This window comes from Amycolatopsis sp. NPDC051128 (genome assembly GCF_040682715.1).
In the GTDB taxonomy this organism is placed as follows: Bacteria; Actinomycetota; Actinomycetes; order Mycobacteriales; family Pseudonocardiaceae; genus Amycolatopsis.
Genome location: NZ_JBFBBN010000055.1, coordinates 1 through 16,869 on the forward strand (window position 1 = coordinate 1; position 16,869 = coordinate 16,869).

At 71.2% G+C, this 16,869-nt stretch carries 16 protein-coding genes; 2 read left to right on the top strand and 14 right to left on the bottom strand.

What is annotated here, in order from left to right; all coding sequences use genetic code 11:
* Positions 1–245: 245 nt before the first annotated feature.
* Both AB0M82_RS37690 and AB0M82_RS37695 read right to left on the bottom strand, forming a co-directional pair.
* Positions 246–821 carry a DoxX family membrane protein gene (locus AB0M82_RS37690; RefSeq protein WP_364732689.1) on the bottom strand — a complete coding sequence of 192 codons (576 nt, stop codon included), beginning with the start codon at positions 819–821 and terminating at the stop codon, positions 246–248.
* 44 nt (positions 822–865) lie between these two features.
* Positions 866–1,774: a 2-hydroxyacid dehydrogenase gene (locus AB0M82_RS37695; RefSeq protein ID WP_364732692.1), complete on the bottom strand. Its 909-nt coding sequence runs from the start codon at positions 1,772–1,774 to the stop codon at positions 866–868.
* A 65-nt stretch (positions 1,775–1,839) separates the two neighbouring features.
* Between AB0M82_RS37695 and AB0M82_RS37700 the strand changes: the two genes are divergently transcribed.
* A complete protein-coding gene (locus tag AB0M82_RS37700) occupies positions 1,840–3,045 on the top strand; it encodes a PQQ-dependent sugar dehydrogenase (protein WP_364732695.1) in 1,206 nt (401 codons plus the stop codon).
* Positions 3,046–3,132: 87 nt separating this feature from the next.
* Here AB0M82_RS37700 and AB0M82_RS37705 read toward each other — a convergent pair whose 3' ends face one another.
* From AB0M82_RS37705 to gatC, 8 genes are all read right to left on the bottom strand, one after another.
* Complete coding sequence (locus AB0M82_RS37705) at positions 3,133–4,275, bottom strand: Gfo/Idh/MocA family oxidoreductase (RefSeq protein ID WP_364732697.1); 1,143 nt, start codon at positions 4,273–4,275, stop codon at positions 3,133–3,135.
* 31 nt (positions 4,276–4,306) lie between these two features.
* Positions 4,307–5,005, bottom strand: coding sequence for a cupin (locus AB0M82_RS37710; protein ID WP_364732699.1), 699 nt, complete (start codon positions 5,003–5,005; stop codon positions 4,307–4,309).
* 10 nt (positions 5,006–5,015) lie between these two features.
* The gene (locus AB0M82_RS37715) at positions 5,016–5,933 is read right to left on the bottom strand and encodes a PmoA family protein (protein ID WP_364732702.1); all 918 of its coding nucleotides are present in this window, start codon (positions 5,931–5,933) and stop codon (positions 5,016–5,018) included.
* Entirely contained in the window at positions 5,930–7,027 is a 1,098-nt protein-coding gene (locus tag AB0M82_RS37720; protein WP_364732705.1) for a Gfo/Idh/MocA family oxidoreductase, read from the bottom strand. Before AB0M82_RS37720 ends, AB0M82_RS37715 begins: the two co-directional genes overlap by 4 nt.
* Positions 7,028–7,450: 423 nt before the next feature.
* Positions 7,451–7,987, bottom strand: a complete 537-nt coding sequence (locus tag AB0M82_RS37725; protein ID WP_364732707.1) for a hypothetical protein — start codon at positions 7,985–7,987, stop codon at positions 7,451–7,453.
* A gap of 8 nt (positions 7,988–7,995) precedes the next feature.
* Positions 7,996–9,501 (bottom strand): Asp-tRNA(Asn)/Glu-tRNA(Gln) amidotransferase subunit GatB, encoded by a 1,506-nt coding sequence (gene gatB, locus AB0M82_RS37730; RefSeq protein WP_364732710.1) that lies wholly within the window; start codon positions 9,499–9,501, stop codon positions 7,996–7,998.
* A complete protein-coding gene (gene gatA, locus AB0M82_RS37735) occupies positions 9,498–11,015 on the bottom strand; it encodes an Asp-tRNA(Asn)/Glu-tRNA(Gln) amidotransferase subunit GatA (protein ID WP_364732712.1) in 1,518 nt (505 codons plus the stop codon). The genes gatB and gatA overlap by 4 nt, the downstream gene beginning before the upstream one ends.
* Positions 11,012–11,311 (bottom strand): Asp-tRNA(Asn)/Glu-tRNA(Gln) amidotransferase subunit GatC, encoded by a 300-nt coding sequence (gene gatC, locus AB0M82_RS37740; protein ID WP_364258800.1) that lies wholly within the window; start codon positions 11,309–11,311, stop codon positions 11,012–11,014. The genes gatA and gatC overlap by 4 nt, the downstream gene beginning before the upstream one ends.
* Positions 11,312–11,547: 236 nt before the next feature.
* Here gatC and AB0M82_RS37745 point away from each other — a divergent pair, with 236 nt between their 5' ends.
* Complete coding sequence (locus AB0M82_RS37745) at positions 11,548–12,201, top strand: amino acid-binding protein (protein ID WP_364732715.1); 654 nt, start codon at positions 11,548–11,550, stop codon at positions 12,199–12,201.
* A 73-nt stretch (positions 12,202–12,274) separates the two neighbouring features.
* Here AB0M82_RS37745 and AB0M82_RS37750 read toward each other — a convergent pair whose 3' ends face one another.
* The 4 genes from AB0M82_RS37750 to AB0M82_RS37765 form a co-directional block, all read right to left on the bottom strand.
* Positions 12,275–12,769, bottom strand: a complete 495-nt coding sequence (locus tag AB0M82_RS37750; protein WP_364732717.1) for a GNAT family N-acetyltransferase — start codon at positions 12,767–12,769, stop codon at positions 12,275–12,277.
* Positions 12,762–14,942, bottom strand: a complete 2,181-nt coding sequence (ligA, locus tag AB0M82_RS37755) for an NAD-dependent DNA ligase LigA (protein WP_364732720.1) — start codon at positions 14,940–14,942, stop codon at positions 12,762–12,764. The genes AB0M82_RS37750 and ligA overlap by 8 nt, the downstream gene beginning before the upstream one ends.
* Positions 14,943–14,953: 11 nt before the next feature.
* A complete protein-coding gene (locus tag AB0M82_RS37760) occupies positions 14,954–15,658 on the bottom strand; it encodes a hypothetical protein (RefSeq protein WP_364732722.1) in 705 nt (234 codons plus the stop codon).
* Positions 15,659–15,743: 85 nt separating this feature from the next.
* A complete protein-coding gene (locus AB0M82_RS37765) occupies positions 15,744–16,781 on the bottom strand; it encodes a methionine synthase (RefSeq protein ID WP_364732725.1) in 1,038 nt (345 codons plus the stop codon).
* Positions 16,782–16,869: the final 88 nt, after the last annotated feature.

Genomic DNA, 16,869 nt, shown 5'->3' on the forward strand with positions numbered 1-16,869 from the left:
GAGACCCTCGGCTGGCGGACACCAGCCGAGGCCCTCACCGCGCTACTGTTGGATCAACAAACAACAGGTGTTGCAACCACCGCGTGAATCCGCCTGGCCTTCACGGATTTTCGAGCCCGAACCCCAACCCCCGCGCGCGTGAGGGGGCCCCCGGTTTCAACGTTACCGGTGGGCACCGACAATTCCGGCCCGCGGAGCCGGGTTGTCCACAGGCCCCACGCTGGTGACCGAGTTGTCCCCAGGCCCTATCGAGTCAGGACGATGACCACCACGGTCGCCGCCGTGGCGAGGAGCAGCGCCACCAGCCCGAGCGGCAGCGGCCGCTTCCGCCACGGCGTGTTCCGCTCCAGCGAAATCGGCCCGGCGCCGGTGAACAGCAGGCTCAGCGCCGCCGCCCCGAGCAGCAGCTCGAACTCGAAACCCTGCCCCTGCCCTTCGAAGAAGCCGCCGTGGAACTTCGCGAACACGGCGTTCGCGGCGACGCCGAGCAGGCCCGCCGCGGCCAGCGGCGTGAACAACCCGACGATCACCAGCACGCCGCCGCCGACCTCGGTGACGCCGGTGATCCACGACAGCAGCGTCGTCTGCTTGTGGTAGCCGAAAGTTTCCAGCACCCGCGCGAACCCAGCGATGCCCGGCCCGCCGAACAGGCCGAACAGGTGCTGCAGCCCGTGCGCGCCCATGGTCACGCCGAGCGCCAGCCGCAGGACCAGCAGGCCGAGCCCGAGCCCGCCCTGGCGCGGGGAGTCGTCGGCCCCGTCGTCCTCGACGCCGGACAGGAGGCTGGTGGGCTGCTGCGAAAACTCGTCTCCACTGCTCACGCGCGAAGGCTATGGGATCCGCCCGGGCCTGGCGAGCCGCCGCGCTAGTACTCCCCGTGCACGAGGTTGTCCGGCAGCTCGCCCCCGGCGTACCGGGCGATCTCGGCGGCGGCGACGGCGTACGAACGGCCCCGCACCCCGCGCACGGCCCCGCCGACGTGCGGGGTCAGCACCAGGCCCGGCACCGTCCACAGCGGGTGCCCGGCCGGCGGCGGCTCGGGATCGGTGACGTCGAGGGCGGCACGCAGCCGGCCCGTGGTCAGTTCGGCGACCAGGGCGTCGGTGACCACGACGGCGCCGCGCGCGGCGTTGACCAGCACCGCCCCGTCGCGCATCTCGGCGAGGAACTCCGCGTTCACCATCCCGCGGGTGCGCGAGGTCAGCGGCACCATCAGCACCACGACGTCGTGGAAGCCGAGCAGCCCGGGCAGCTCGCGCACGCCGTGCACGCCCTCCCGCGCGGTCATCCCGACCATCGTGCACCGCGCCTCGAATGGCTCGAGCCGGCGCCGCAGGTGCCGTCCGAGGTCGCCGGCGCCGATGACGAGCACGCGCTTGCCCTGCAGTGTGTCGGCGCTGTGCCGCTCCCACCGGCCTTCGCGCTGGGCGACAGCGAAGGCGTCCAGCCTCCGGTACAGCGACAGCAGCACGGCGACGACCCACTCGGCGGTGCTGCCGCCATGGGCGCCGCGGCAGGTGGAGAGCAGGACGCCGTCGGGCACCTTGCCGACCCAGTCCTCGGCGCCGGCGGACAGCAGCTGGATCAGCTTGAGGTTCGGCAGCGTGCGCCACAGCTCCTCGCCCGCCGGGTGCCGGCCGGGGATGAGCACCTCGGCCTTCGCGGCCTCCGGCGGGACCGGCTCGCCCCACTGGTAGCGCACGGGGAGGACCCGCGGGACCTCGGCGAGCACGGTCATGCCCTCGTCGTCGGGCACCAGCACGGTCAGCGTCATGATCCCCAACGTAATAGAGGAGTGCTCACCCATGGTTCACGCACCGGGCCCTAGGCTGGTGGATCATGCGAACCCGGTACCGGTCGGCCCTGCTGGCGATCCTGGCCTGCGGCGTCCTGCTGCCCGCCGGGTGCGCGCGGTTCGACGACTCCGCGGCGGGCCAGACGTTCAGCCCCGCGCCGGTGGCCAGCCCCGAATCGCCGCCCGAGGTCCAGGGCCCCGGCGCGGACTCCGGCGGCAACGGCAAGCAGGCCCCGCCCGGCCAGTCGGCCACGCCGGTGCCGCCGCCCCAGGGCTGCAAGGACTTCGACCCGTCGGTGATCGCGACCTGCCTGGACACGGTCGCCGCGGTGGCCGGCCTGCCGGGCGACGGCTCGACGCCGAGCGCGCTGGCGGGTGAGCGCAAGAGCGGCCGCGTGCTGCTCGCGACCGCGGGCAAGGACGCCACGGACTTCGCGAAACTCGACGTCCAGGCGGCCGGCGACGGCGGCCTGACCGGCCTCGCGCTGTCGCCGTCCTACGTCGAAGACCAGCTCGTATTCGCCTACCTCACCACACCGACGGACAACCGCGTCGTGCGCTTCGCGAAGGGCCAGGCGCCGAAACCGGTGCTCACCGGCATCCCGAAGGGCGCGACCGGCAACCGCGGCGCCATCAGCGCCGACAACCGCGGCGCGCTGCTGGTCGCGACCGGCGACGCGGGCAACCCGAACGCCGCGGCCGACCCGAACTCGCTCGCCGGGAAGGTCCTGCGGATCGAAACGTCCGGCAAGGCCGCGGCGGGCAACCCGAACGGCTCGCTGGTCGTGGCCGCCGGCCTGCACGCGCCGGGCGGGCTGTGCGCGTCCGCCGACGGCGGCCGCGTCTGGGTCACCGACCGGCTCGCCGACAAGGACGCTCTCTACCGGATCCAGGCCGGGCAGCCACTGACGCCGGCGTGGACGTGGCCGGACAAGCCGGGCGTCGCGGGCTGCGCCGACTTCGTCGACGCGAACGGCTCGGTCTCGGTCGGCACGTCGCTGGCCGGGAACCTGCAGAACCTGCCGGTGACGGCGGAGGGCGCGGTCAGCGGCAAGCCCACGGTGAGCCTCGACGGGAAGACCGGCAAGCCGCCGGCGACCTTCGGGCGGCTCGCCGGGATGAGCATGATCAACCCGCAGCTCGCCGTGGCCGGCACGGTCAACAAGGACGGCGGCGTCCCGGTTTCGAGCGACGACCGGGTGGTGCTGATCACTCCGGCGACGTCCGGCGGCGGCAACAGCAAGGACTGACCCGGCCGGCTCACGCCCGTGGTCCGCAGTCGACCACGAGGAGCACCAGGCCGGGTCCCCGAAGCATCTCGGTTCTCCAGGACCGATCTACGCCAGGGGCTTCAGCTCCACCCGCCGTCCCTCCGCCGACGACGTCAGCCCGGCCTCCGCGAGCTGCAGCCCCCGCGCGGCCGAGAAGAAGTCGTAGCGGTGCTGCCGCCCGGCGACCACATCCCGGACAAACTCCTCCCACTGGGCCTTGAAGCCGTTGTCGAACTCGGTGTTGTCCGGCACTTCCTGCCACTGGTCGCGGAACGGCTCGGTCGCCGGGAGGTCCGGGTTCCAGACGGGCTTCGGCGTCGCCGAGCGGTGCTGGACGCGGCAGCGGCGCAGGCCGGCGACGGCGCTGCCCTCGGTGCCGTCGACCTGGAACTCGACCAGCTCGTCGCGGAAGACCCGGGTGGACCACGACGAGTTGATCTGCGCGATGGCCCCCGACTCGAGTTCGAAGATGCCGTACGCGGCGTCGTCCGCCGTCGCCGCGTACGCCTCGCCCTGCTCGTCCCAGCGACGCGGAATGTGCGTCACCGCCTTCGCGGTCACCGCCGAGACGCGGCCGAAGAGGTTCTCGAGCACGTAGTTCCAGTGGCAGAACATGTCGAGCACGATCCCGCCGCCGTCCTCGGCGCGGTAGTTCCAGCTCGGCCGCTGCGCTTCCTGCCAGTCGCCCTCGAACACCCAGTAGCCGAACTCGCCGCGCACCGACAGGATCCGTCCGAAGAACCCGCCATCGACCAGCCGCCGCAGCTTCCGCAGGCCGGGCAGGAACAGCTTGTCGTGCACGACGCCGTGGCAGACCCCGGCGTCCCGCGCGAGCCCGGCCAGCTCCAGCGCCGCCGGCAGCGTGTCGGCGAGGGGCTTCTCGGCGTAGATGTGCTTGCCCGCGGCGATCGCCGCCCGCACCGACGGCTCGCGCGCCGACGTCAGCTGCGCGTCGAAGTAGATCTGGACGTCGGCCAAGGCCGAGTCGACGTCGGTGGTCCACGCGGTCAGGCCGTGCCGGTCGGCGAGCTCCTTGAGCTTCGTCGCGTTGCGCCCGGCGAGGATCGGCTCGAGCTGCACCCGGCTGCCGTCCGGGAGCTCCACGCCGCCCTGCTCGCGGATGGCCAGGACCGACCGGAGCAGGTGCTGCCGGTAGCCCATCCGGCCGGTCACCCCGTTGAGCAGCACTCCGATACTGGACTCGTTCATCACTGCCGGCCTTCCTGGTCGAGGGAACGTCTCATGGGATGTCGTATTCGGCGCGGTGTCCGCACATGCCGTAGCCGTCCGGGTTCGACGGCGTCGTGACCCGGACGCCTGAATGTTCGAGGTGGCTGCCGTCGCCGCCGGCGAGCGCCTCGAGGTGCACGCCGGTCAGTTCGGCGGCCTTCAGCGCCCCGGCCTGCCAGCGCGGAACCCACTCGGCGACCTTCGGCGCGACGAGCGCGACGGCCGCGCGGTGGAACGCCCGAAGCGGCTCCGAGTCGCCGTCGAGCAGGGCCTCCCGCAGCGGCAGGTAGCCGCGAACCGCCAGGTCACGCCGATGTCGGGCGGCGTCGTCGGTTTTCGGCGACGCCGCGGCCTCGGCGTAGGCGCCCGCGTCGGCGAGCACGTCGGGCGGGAAGGTGAACACGGCGTCCCCCGCCTCGGGCAGCCCGCTGTTCTGCATGAGCACCGTGACGCGCAGGCCGCCGCCCTGCACCATCCGGTGCACGGTGCCCGGCGCGAACCACGCGATCACCCCGGCTTCCAGGGGCGTCTCGGCGTAGCCGCCGGTGCTCAGGGTCTGGACGGCGCCTTGCCCACCCGTGACGACGTAGGCCTCGGTGCAGGCGAGGTGCAGGTGCGGGCTGCCGCCGCAGACGCCGTCCTCGGCCGTCCAGTCGTAGGCGCGCAGGTGCGAGACGCCGATGCCACCCGGTAGCGGGAACTCGTCCATGCCCTGCGCCTCAGAATCCGTGGCTCTCGAGGTACCGCGTCACCCGGTCGCGATCCCAGGCCCCGTCGGCGACGACGATCCGGTAGCGGTAGGTGAAACTCTCCCCCGGCGGCAGGGTGAACTCTTCGAAGAACGCCCACGAGAAGGCGACCATCGGCGTGTCCTGGGACCGGACGAACCAGTGCGACTCGTGGATCGCCTTGTCGTTCTCGGGCGCGTGCGCGAAGACGAGCGTCGAGTGCCCGTCGACGTCGTCGTGCTCCCCGACGAACGCCAGCCACGGCGCCTGCGCGCCCATCATCTCCTCGCCGCCGAGGTCGCCGGGCCCGAGGACGCTGCCGCCGCTGAAGTCGCGCGGACCACGCCAGTGCAGGCCGGTGTACCCGGCCAGCTCCCGGCCGGCCGTGGTCGGGCTGCCGAACACGAGCGGGGTATCGCGGACGTTCGTCAGCTCGATCCCCCAGTCGAGGGCCCAGGCCCCTTCGTCCGGCTCGACCGAGTGGACGACGATGTCGCGCCGCTCCCGCGCCCATGCGTCGCCGCCGTTGGCCACCCACGTGAGCTGCTCGGTGAAGCTCAGCCGGTCGCGCTCGACGGTGAAGCCGGCGAACCCGTCGTGGCGCATGGAGCCGATGCGGTCGGGCAGATCCTGGTACCACTCGCCGGGGACGTAGGTGTGGCCGCCCCAGAAGTTCTGGCCGGACAGGTGGCTCGACGTCATCTGCAGGCCCTTGTGCCAGCGGTGGTCCGACGGCCGGTAGCCGCTGACGTGCCGGCCCCGGAGGGTGCGGAGCGGGTGGGCGTAGGGCTTGCGGGACTCGAAGGCCACGGGGTCAGGCTTGTACACATAGGACATCAGCTGGACCCCGGCCGCCTCGACCGTCACGTGGTCGCCGTGCCGGTGGGTCACGGTGATCGCCGCGCTCACCGGCGTGCCGTTTCCGCGGCGGGGCTACCGGCCATGGACCAGTAGAAGGCGTCGCCCGGCCCGATCTCCCCGCGACGCACGCCGAGCCCGGTGGACGCGGACTTGTAGAGCGCGGCGACGAACTCCAGCACCCGCCGCCCGTCGTCCCCGCTGCACGGCGGCCGGCGGCCGGCCCGGTGAGCGGCGAGGATCGGCGTGAACGCGGCGGCGTGCGAGCTGCCGACGTCGTCAGGTGGCGTGTACCGGCGCGTGTCGTCCGTCTTCAGGTGCGGCGCCGGGGTGTAGCGCCAGTTCTTGTTGCCGTGTCCGTAGAGGTGGGTGAGCTCGGCGGTGGCGTGCTCACAGTCGATCCGGATCCGGCTCACCTCGTCCGGCGAGAGGACGCTGTTGACGACGGTCGCGAGCGCGCCCGACTCGAACCGGACGAGCGCGGTGGAGACGTCCTCGGTCTCGACGTCGTGCACCAGCCGCGCGGTCATCGCCCGGACCTCGGCCCATTCGCCGAGCAGGTGGAACAGCAGATCCATCTGGTGGATGCCGTGCCCCATGGCCGGCCCGCCGCCCTCGGTGTCCCACCGCCCGCGCCACGGCACCGCGTAGTAGGCGGCGTCGCGGTACCAGGTCGTCTGGCAGTGCGCGACGAGCGGACGGCCGAGTTCCCCCTCCGCGAGCAGGGTCCGGAAGTGGGCGGCGCCGGAGCCGGACCGCTGCTGGTACACGAAGGCGGCGTACGGGCCACCCTCCCGTTCGGCGGCGGTCATCTCGTCGTACTCGGCGAGCGACCGGCACGGCGGCTTCTCGCACCAGACCCAGGCGCCGCCCGCGAGCACCTTCTTGGTCTGCTCGACGTGCAGACCCGGTGGCGTGCAGATCGAGACGAGATCGGGTTCCTGCTCGGCGAGCATGGCGTCGAGATCGCGGTAGGGCTTGGCGTGCTCGGTCGCGGCGCAGAACGCGACGGCCCTGGCCTCGTCGACGTCCGCGGCGGCCACGATGTCCACGTCGTCGCGATGGGCCTGGTAGGCGGCCAGGTGGCTGTCCGCAATGGCTCCGGCCCCGACGACGGCGACTCGTAAGCGTTTCCCGTGAGCCAACCCGGACCTCCCTCCTCGACGACCTCGCGCGCGGCGGTGATCCACGCGGCTGTCCGCCCACGACGGCGACCCGCGCGGTGGCGGGCCGAACACCTCCGACCGTTCCAGAAAGCGCTTTCTCGCGCAACGGCCGATCGCGTTGTCAACGTTGTCAATGTCGGCCGCCGACCCGGAACGGGCAACTCGGCAACCCCCCGGCCCAGGTGACTCATCCAAAGGGGATTCCCCACCGTCAACCGGTTTCGTGCGGTGAAAGAGTTCCGAACAGCCACGAGGTCAGCGCGGTCAAGACTGCCCAGGAAGTTCGGCGGTGTGACTCAGGACTCTTCCAAAGCCATGGCCGTCCACATGGTGAAATCCCCCGATCGGGTAAACCTTCGTCAGCCGGTGCGCCAGCCCGACCGGCGACCACACCTCCGGCGATCAGAGGCTCTTGCTGCGAGACTCACGTTTCCGCGGCTGCCGGCTTTCGACCCGCATCGCCCGCATGTCCAAGAAAGCGGCGACGCCCGATACGAGCGCGGCGAACAATCCGAGGAACCGGCCGAAGCCGGGACCGATGGCGATCCCGGCGGCTTCGAAGATGCCGCGCTGGTCGGCGTCGAACTCCCAGTCGAGGGTGAACCAGCCGAGCACCATCAGCAGCAACGACGCCGCGGCGACCACCAGCCACAGGTGCGGCAGGCCGCTGACCCGCAGCTTCCGGATTCGTCCGAAAAAGACCACGACCAGCCCGGCCAGCAGCAACGGCAACGGCGGACACCAGGCGAAGAAGCTCGAGTGCCACGCGTCGCGGACGACGTCGCTGTGCGGCAACTGCGAGAGGACGACCTCGATGTCCGGTTTGTTGGTGCTCAGCGTGGTCCACGGCAGGAACGTCGAGCCCAGCGCGAGCAGCCCGGCCGCCAGGCCAAGCCACTCGCGCCAGGTGACGCTTTTGACGGAAAACGGCTGTGTCATGAAAACGGTCAGGAACCGACGCGCTCGATGATCAGCTCGCGGACCCGCTTGGCGTCGGCCTGCCCCTTCGTCGCCTTCATGACCGCGCCGACGATCGCGCCCGCCGCGGCCACCTTGCCGCCACGGATCTTGTCCGCGACGTCCGGCTGCGTCGCCAAGGCCTCGTCGATCGCCGCGAGCAGGGCCGAGTCGTCCGAGACGACCTTCAGCCCCCGCTTCTCGACGACGTCACGTGGCTCACCCTCACCGGCGAGCACGCCCTGGACGACTTCCTTGGCCAGCTTGTTCGTCAGCTCGCCGGACGACACCAGCGCGATGACCTCGGCCAGCTGCTTCGGCGAGATCGGCAGGTCGGCCAGCTCGACCTCACGGGTGTTCGCCTCCTGCGCCAGGGTGTTGACCCACCAGCCGCGGGCTTCGTCCGGCGACGCGCCGGCCTCGACCGTGGCCGCGACCAGGTCGACGGCGCCGACGTTCAGCAGGTCACGCAGGGCTTCGTCGGAAAGTGACCACTCGGCCTGGATCCGCTTCCGCCGCTCGGACGGCATCTCCGGCAGCGTGCCGCGCAGCTCCTCGACCCATTCGCGCGACGGCGCGATCGGGACCAGGTCGGGCTCCGGGAAGTACCGGTAGTCCTCCGCGGTCTCCTTCGTGCGACCCGGCGACGTGGTGCCGTCGGCCTCCTGGAAGTGGCGGGTCTCCTGCTTGATCGTGCCGCCGTCGGCGAGGATCGCCGCCTGCCGCGTCATCTCGTAGCGCACCGCGCGCTCGACGCTGCGCAGCGAGTTGACGTTCTTCGTCTCGGTGCGGGTGCCGAACTCGGTCGCGTCCTTCGCCATCAGCGAAACGTTCGCGTCGCAGCGCAGCGAGCCCTGGTCCATGCGGACGTCCGACACGTCGAGCGCGCGGAGGAGGTCGCGCAACGCCGACACGTAGGCGCGCGCGACCTCGGGTGCCCGCGAACCGGTGCCCTCGATCGGCTTGGTGACGATTTCGATCAGCGGCACGCCGGCCCGGTTGTAGTCGAGCAGCGAGTGCTCGGCGCCGTGGATCCGGCCGGTGGCGCCACCGACGTGCAGCGACTTGCCGGTGTCCTCTTCCATGTGCGCGCGCTCGATCTCGACGCGCACGACCTCGCCGTCGTCGAGCGTGACGTCGAGGTAGCCGTTGAAGGCGATCGGCTCGTCGTACTGCGACGTCTGGAAGTTCTTCGGCATGTCCGGGTAGAAGTAGTTCTTCCGGGCGAACCGGCACCACTCGGCGATCTCGCAGTTCAGCGCGAGCCCGATCCGGATCGCGCCCTCGACGGCCTTGCCGTTGAGAGCCGGCAGCGCCCCGGGCAGGCCGAGGCAGGTCGGGCAGACCTTCGTGTTCGGCTCGCCGCCGAACTCGTTCGCGCAGCCGCAGAACATCTTCGTGTTCGTGTTCAGCTCGACGTGCACCTCGAGCCCGAGCACGGGGTCGAACCGCTCGACGACGTCGGCGTAGTCCATCAACTCGGCCACGGCAGTCACTTCGTTCCTCCCAGCTCCGGGACCTTGTGGATGAGAGCCCCACCGGCGGCGGCATCGCGGGCGGCCTCATAGGCGGCGCCGACCCGGTAAAGCCGGTCGTCGGCGAGCGCCGGGGCCATGATCTGCAGCCCGACCGGCAGGCCGTCCTCGTCGGACAGCCCGCTCGGCACGCTCATGGCGGCGTTGCCGGCGAGGTTCGACGGGATCGTGCACAGGTCAGCGAGGTACATCGCCATCGGGTCGTCGACGCGCTCGCCGATCTTGAAGGCGGTGGTCGGCGTTGTCGGCGACACGAGGACGTCGACCTGCTGGAAGGCGGCCTCGAAGTCACGCGTGATCAGCGTGCGCACCTTCTGCGCCGAGCCGTAGTAGGCGTCGTAGTAGCCGGACGACAACGCGTACGTGCCCAGCATGATCCGCCGCTTGACCTCGGCGCCGAAGCCCTTCTCCCGGGTCAGCGACATGACCTCTTCGGCACTGTGGGTCCCGTCGTCGGCGACGCGCAGGCCGTAGCGCATGGCGTCGAACCGGGCGAGGTTGGACGAGCACTCGCTCGGCGCGATCAAGTAGTACGCGGGCAGCGCGTAGACGAAATTCGGACACGACAGCTCGACCACCTCGGCGCCGAGCGCACGCAGCTGGTCGACCGCGGCCTGGAACGACCGCAGGACGCCCGGCTGGTAGCCGTCGCCACCGAACTCCTTGACGACGCCGACCTTGACGCCCTTCAGGTCACCGTTCGCACCCTGACGCGCAGCGGCGACGACCGGCGGCACCGGCGCGTCGATGGAGGTCGAGTCCCGCGGGTCGTACCCCGCGATGACCTCGTGCAGCAATGCGGCGTCGAGCACCGTCCGTGCACAGGGTCCGGCCTGGTCGAGCGACGACGAAAACGCGACGAGCCCGTACCGCGACACCCCGCCGTAGGTCGGCTTGACCCCGACGGTGCCGGTGACGGACCCAGGCTGCCGGATCGACCCACCGGTGTCGGTGCCGATGGCGATGGCGGCTTCGAAGGCCGCGATCGACGCCGACGAGCCACCGCCCGACCCGCCCGGGATGCGGGCGTGGTCCCACGGGTTGTGCGTCGGGCCGTACGCGGAGTTCTCGGTCGACGACCCCATGGCGAACTCGTCCATGTTGGTCTTGCCGAGGATGACGACACCGGCCTCACGCAGCTTGCGCGTCACGGTGGCGTCGTACGGCGGGATCCAGCCTTCGAGCGTTTTCGAACCACAGGTCGTCGGCACGCCCTCGGTGGTCAGGACGTCCTTCAGCGCCAGCGGCACGCCGGCCAGCGGCGACGCGGGCGCCTTGCCATCGGCGAGGCCTTCGTCGACGGCCTTGGCCGCGGCCAGCGCGCCCTCGGTGTCGACGTGCAGGAACGCGTGGATGTGGTCGTCGACCTCGGCGATCCGGTCCAGGTGGGCCTGCGTGACCTCGACCGCGGACACCTCGCGCGAGTGAATCTTCTCCGCCAGCTCCGCGGCGGTCAGCTTGATGAGCTCGCTCACTGCTCTTCCCCCAGAATCCGCGGCACCCGGAAACGACCGTCCTCGGCGGCCGGCGCACCGGCCAGCGCCTGCTGCTGGGAGAGCCCAGGGACGACGACGTCCTGTCGGAAGACATTCGTCAGCGGCACGGCGTGCGACGTCGGCGGCACGTCGTCGGCGGCGACTTCGCTCACCTTGGCCACCGAGTCCAGGATCTGGTCGAGCTGGCCGGCGAAGACGTCGAGCTCGTCGTCGGTCACGGCCAGCCTGGCCAGCTTCGCGAGGTGCGCGACCTCGTCTCGGGAAATGTTGGGCACGCGGGTGACTCCCGGGTTGTGCTGTGCGGGTTGTCTCGGAAGCTGCAAGTCTATGGTGGCGGCGCGGGCGGACTCGACTGGGTTACGCCCGGCGCAAGCCGGCTGCCGTCCGGCGACGCTCGCATCCCGCCCGGCGGACAGCGGGTCCCGCGAGCCGGGTGGGTCTGTCACAATCGGCGACCGGCATTGAGCGTCCCACGGCAAGGCTGGGACGCCAGAGGCGAGAGGGGCGCGTGGTGTCGTTCCTGATCAGGGTCCTCCTTCCGGACAGCCCGGGGACCCTCGGCGCGGTCGCCACGGCGCTCGGCACGGTAGGCGCCGACATCCTCAGCGTGGACGTCGTCGAACGCGGCAGCGGCGTGGCCGTCGACGACCTCGTGGTCGAGCTCCCGTCGGGCCGGCTGCCCGACGCGCTGATCACGGCGGCGGAGAGCGTCGAGGGCGTCGAAGTGGACGCGGTCCGCCCCTACGCGGGCGTCCTGGACACCCATCGCGAGCTCGAACTGGTCGAGGAGATCGCCGCACGCCCGAAGACCGGCCTCGACATCCTGGCGGAGGGCGTCCCCCGCATCGTGCGCGCCGGCTGGGCGATGATCGTCGAGCACGCCGAAACCGGCGCGGTCCGGCTGGCCTCGTCCAGCGCGGCCCCGGAGACCCCGATCACCGATCTGCCCTGGCTGCCGCTCGAACGCGCGACGGTGCTCGACAGCGAGGAAGCCTGGATCCCGGAGACGTGGAAGGAACTCGGCACCGAGCTGGCCGCCACGCCGCTCGGCAAGCCGGGCAAGGCACTGCTCGTCGCCCGCCCGGGCGGGCCGAACTTCCGCGCCGCCGAGGTCGCCCGGCTCGCTCACCTCGCCGGGATCGTCGCGGTCGTCCTCGACGGATAACGCGCCCGAACAGGCCACGGCCCGCGCGTCGTCAGCACGGGGACGGCGTGGTCCTCATTCGACAACGCCCTGGTCAGAGATCGATTTGATAGGCGATCAGGCTGATGTGCGGGAACGGCCGCCAGTCCCGCTCGGCCAGGCGGGCGAACCCGAGACGCTCATAGAGCCGATGCGCGCTGTGCATGCTGTCGACGCTGCTCAACACGACTTTGCGAATGCCCAGCCGCCGCGCACGGTCGAGCACAGCCCTCGTCAGCGCCTCACCGACGCCCCGGCCACGCGCCGACGGCGCCACCGCCAGCATCCGGAACTCCAGCTCGCCCGGACGCGAGATCTCGGCGTAAGCAGATTCGGGACGCACGACGGTCACGGTGCCGACCACCTCCCCCGCCCCGTCGACGGCGACGAGCACTTCGGCCAGCTCGGCCCGCCGTGCGATGTCACGCAACTCCGCGTCATACCCGACGTCGCCCGCCAGGTGCCCGTCGACGTCGTAGGCCTGCACCGTGACCTCGCCTGCCGCGGCGTACTCCTCCGGCCGCGGTGGCCGGATCTCGACATCACCCATCCGCTCCCCCAACCTCTTCTTCGACGGTCTCGTCACCGGCCGGCAGCGCCACCTCCTGCGCGGCGTCGGGCCCCCGCTCCAGCAGGACGCGGAAACCGGCTTCGTCTAGCACCGGCACCTTGAGCTGCACCGCCTTCTCGTACTTCGAACCCGGCGAGTCCCCGACGACGACGAACGCGGTCTTCTTCGAGACCGACCCGGCGGCCTTGCCACCGCGGGCCATGATGACCTCCTTGGCCTCGTCGCGGGAGAACCCGTCGAGCGAGCCGGTCACCACGATGGACAGCCCTTCGAGGTTGCGCGGGATCGACTCGTCGCGCTCCTCCTCCATCCGCACGCCGGCGCGTCGCCACTTTTCGACGATCTCGCGGTGCCAGCCGACCTCGAACCATTCCTGCGTCGCGTGCGCGATGGTCGGGCCGACGCCGTCGACGTCCGCCAGCTCCTCCTCGGTCGCCTGCTCGATCCGCTCGATCGAGCCGAACTCACGCGCCAGCGCCTGCGCCGCGGTCGGCCCGACATGCCGGATCGACAGGGCGACCAGCACCTTCCACAACGGCCGGTCCTTCGCCGCGTCGAGGTTGGCGAGCAGCTTTCGCGCGTTCGCCGACAACTCGCCGGCCTTGGTGCGGAACAGCTCGACCTCGGCGAGACTCTCCTCGTCCAGATCGAAGACGTCCCCCTCGTCGGCGACCACCCGCGCGTCGAGCAGCGCGACCGCCGCCTCGTACCCGAGGACTTCGATGTCGAAGGCGCCGCGCCCGGCCAGGTGGAAGAGCCGCTCCCGCAGCTGCGCGGGGCAGAACCGGGTGTTCGGGCAGCGGATGTCCTTGTCGCCTTCCTTCTGGTAGGCCAGCTCCGTGCCGCATTCCGGGCAGTCGGTGGGCATGACGAACTCGCGCTCGTCGCCCGTGCGCGCGTCGACCACCGGCCCGAGAACCTCGGGGATGACGTCACCGGCCTTCCGGATGACGATCCGGTCGCCGATCAGCACGCCCTTGCGCTTGACCTCCTCCTGGTTGTGGAGGGTGGCCCTCGCCACGGTCGACCCCGCGACCTTGACCGGCTCGGTGACCGCGAACGGTGTCACCCGCCCGGTCCGCCCGACGCCGACCTGGATGTCCAGCAGCGTCGTGATCGCCTCTTCCGGCGCGTACTTGTACGCGATCGCCCACCGCGGCGCGCGCGACGTCGTGCCCAGCCGCCGCTGCAGCGCCACCTGGTCGACCTTGATGACCACGCCGTCGATCTCGTGCTCCGCGTCGTGCCGGTGCTCACCCCAGTAGGCGATGTGCGCGGTGAGTTCGTCGGCCGAAGTGAGGACCTTGCTGTGCGGTGACACCGGCAGCCCCCACGCGGCCAGCGCGTCGTACGCCTCCGACTGACGCTGGGGCTCGAATCCCCCGCGCTTGCCGAGTCCGTGGCAGATCAGCCGCAGCCGGCGCTCACGGGTGATCTTCGGATCCTTCTGCCGCAGCGACCCGGCCGCGGTGTTGCGCGGGTTCGCGTACGGCGGCTTGCCCGCTTCGACCATCTTCGCGTTCAGCTCGAGGAAGTCCTCGACGCGGAAGTAGACCTCGCCGCGCACCTCGACCAGAGCAGGCACCGGGAACTCGTCGGTGCCGGTCAGCGTCACCGGCACCTGGTCGAGCGTGCGGACGTTCAACGTGACGTCCTCACCCGTCCGGCCGTCACCCCGGGTGAGCGCCCTGGTGAGGGTTCCGTTCTCGTAGAGGAGGTTGACGGCCAGGCCGTCGATCTTCAGCTCGGCGAGGAACTCGGTGCGCCCGACCTCCTTCTCGACACGCTCCACCCAGGCCAGGAACTCCTCCTGGTCGAAGACGTTGTCGAGGCTGAGCATGCGCTCGAGGTGATCGTGCGCGGTGAACTCGGTCGAGAACGTGCCCCCGACCCGCTGGGTCGGGGAATCGGGCGTGACCAGCGCCGGATGCGCCTCTTCGAGCCGCTGCAGTTCGCCCAGCAGCTCGTCGAACTGCCCGTCGGAGATGATCGGCGAGTCCAGGACGTAGTAGCGGAACTGGTGGTCGCGCAGTTCCTCGGCGAGGGCGCTGTGCCGCTCGCGCACGTCGGCCGGGACGTCGGTGACGTCCTCCGCGGCCACCGGGGCGTCGACCGCCGCAATCTGGTCCTGGGGGAGTTCGGTGCTGCTCACGGGTAGTAACCCTAGCTGGAGGTACCGACATTTTCGCCCGGCCCGTTGCCCAGTCCGCGGACCAGTTCACGGAACTCCAGAAGGGTGATCGCCCCGGCCGGCTCGGCTTCGGCGGTCTCGACACGCCGTAGTCGTTCAGCGGCGAGCCGTTCACCCAACGTGGCGTCGAGGGGCAGGAAGGTCATGGTTTGCCGGGCGGCGTCGTCGAGGTCGCCGAACCCCGGATGGAAGACGGCGACGTCGATCACCTGCGCCTCAACGTCCACCTGCGCGACGACCCGTACGTCGGCCAGCGCGATCCGATGCTCGCCGAGGTTCACCGTTACCTCGGTCGGATCGGGCACCGCCGGCACGGAGTCGTGGTACTCCCAGATCGCGTCGTCCGGCGGCGCAGCGGCCCGCCACGCGTCGGTGAACGGCCGCAGCTCCGGGTCCTCCTGGCCGGTCACGACCAGGGCGTAGATCGCCTGACGCCCACGCTCGAGCGAGAAGTGCAGCCGCGGATGCAGCGCCTCGACCAGCTGGCAGAGTTCGTGCTCGACCCGGTGCGGCTCACCCTCGCCGAGCGCCGCGCTCACCATCGGAAGCAGATCGAACCAGCCGTGCCAGAACGCCTCCGCGGCGGCCGCCGGGTCCTCCGGCACGCGCTGTTCGGGCCACGCGGTGCGCGGGTCAGGCGGATCGGCGGCGGTGCTCTTGCGGCGGAACAGGCGCATGGTTGGAAATGGTCCTCGTTCGATCGGCTACCCCGGCCACGCTACTTGCCGGACAGAGCGGACGTCGGCGAGTTGCCGGATTCCGTCACCAGTCCTCCGGCGGCTCCACGAAGGCCTTGCCGAGATCACGCGCCAGCGAGAGGGCCCGGCGCATCCATTCCGGCGTCGCACCGGCGAGGCCGCAGGCAGGAGTCGGCACTGCCCGTTCGGCGAGGACGCTGCGGTTGAAGCCGAGCCGGTCGGCCAGCCGAAACGCCGGCTCGCCGACGTCCTTCAGGCTCAGCGGGGACGCGGGCGCGGTCGTCGGGACCGCGCCCAGGAACAATGTCGCCCCGCCGTCCCACACTTCGCCGATCTCGTCGAGAAATGCGGCGGACGCGCCGCCGAGCGCGGTGAGATCGAAGGCGAGGGCATCCGCGCCGGCCTCACGCAGCAGGCCGAGGGGCGGTTTCTCCGCGCAGCAGTGCAGGATCACCGGCCGGCCGGTGATCCGCCGAGCGCCGTCGATCACGGTGGCGAGCAGGTCACGGGCCTCGGGCTCCGGCACCGCCGCCACGTTCCCGTACCCGGACGGCGTCGACAGGCCGCCGGCCAGCACCACGGGCAACGACGGCTCGTCGAACTGGACGACCACCGGCGCTCCGGTCCTGGCCCGCACCTCCGCGACGTGTTCGGTGAGGCCGTCCAGGAGGGACGCCGTGAAGTCGCGCAACGCACCACGATCGGTGAGCACCCGATGACCCCGGGACAGTTCGATCCCGGCACCGAGCGTCCATGGGCCGACGACCTGGACCTTGAAGATCGGCGGGGTGATCCCGGTCTTCTCGCGCGCCTCCTGCACGGCGTCGAGATCCCACTGGAGCAGGTCGACGGCCCGGCGGTGCTCGTGCCCCGGCCGAGTCACGACGCGATAACCGCTCGGCACGACGTCGACGGCCAGGTCCACCAGCAATGCGGCGGTCCGGCCGAGCATGTCGGCACCGACGCCGCGAGCCGGCAGCTCTGGCAGGTGCGGGAAGTCGGGCAGCTCCCCGAACACGACCGCCGCCGCCTCCGCGGGGTCTGTCCCCGGCATCGAACCGATCGCCGTCGCGGCGCCGCTGGGCCAAAGTCGCTCATCCACGACCACCGATTCTGGTCGATCACCAGCCGACGACGCCGACCGGGCCACCGCACCGAGCCGCCACGAGGCGGACATTCACCGCATTTCC

Excerpts from the sequence above, each read along its gene's own strand:
- AB0M82_RS37695 (WP_364732692.1), bottom strand. The coding sequence starts at position 1,774 with ATGACGCTGACCGTGCTGGTGCCCGACGACGAGGGCATGACCGTGCTC.
- AB0M82_RS37700 (WP_364732695.1), top strand. The coding sequence starts at position 1,840 with ATGCGAACCCGGTACCGGTCGGCCCTGCTGGCGATCCTGGCCTGCGGC.
- AB0M82_RS37705 (WP_364732697.1), bottom strand. The coding sequence starts at position 4,275 with ATGAACGAGTCCAGTATCGGAGTGCTGCTCAACGGGGTGACCGGCCGG.
- AB0M82_RS37710 (WP_364732699.1), bottom strand. The coding sequence starts at position 5,005 with ATGGACGAGTTCCCGCTACCGGGTGGCATCGGCGTCTCGCACCTGCGC.
- AB0M82_RS37725 (WP_364732707.1), bottom strand. The coding sequence starts at position 7,987 with ATGACACAGCCGTTTTCCGTCAAAAGCGTCACCTGGCGCGAGTGGCTT.
- AB0M82_RS37750 (WP_364732717.1), bottom strand. The coding sequence starts at position 12,769 with ATGGGTGATGTCGAGATCCGGCCACCGCGGCCGGAGGAGTACGCCGCG.
- AB0M82_RS37760 (WP_364732722.1), bottom strand. The coding sequence starts at position 15,658 with ATGCGCCTGTTCCGCCGCAAGAGCACCGCCGCCGATCCGCCTGACCCG.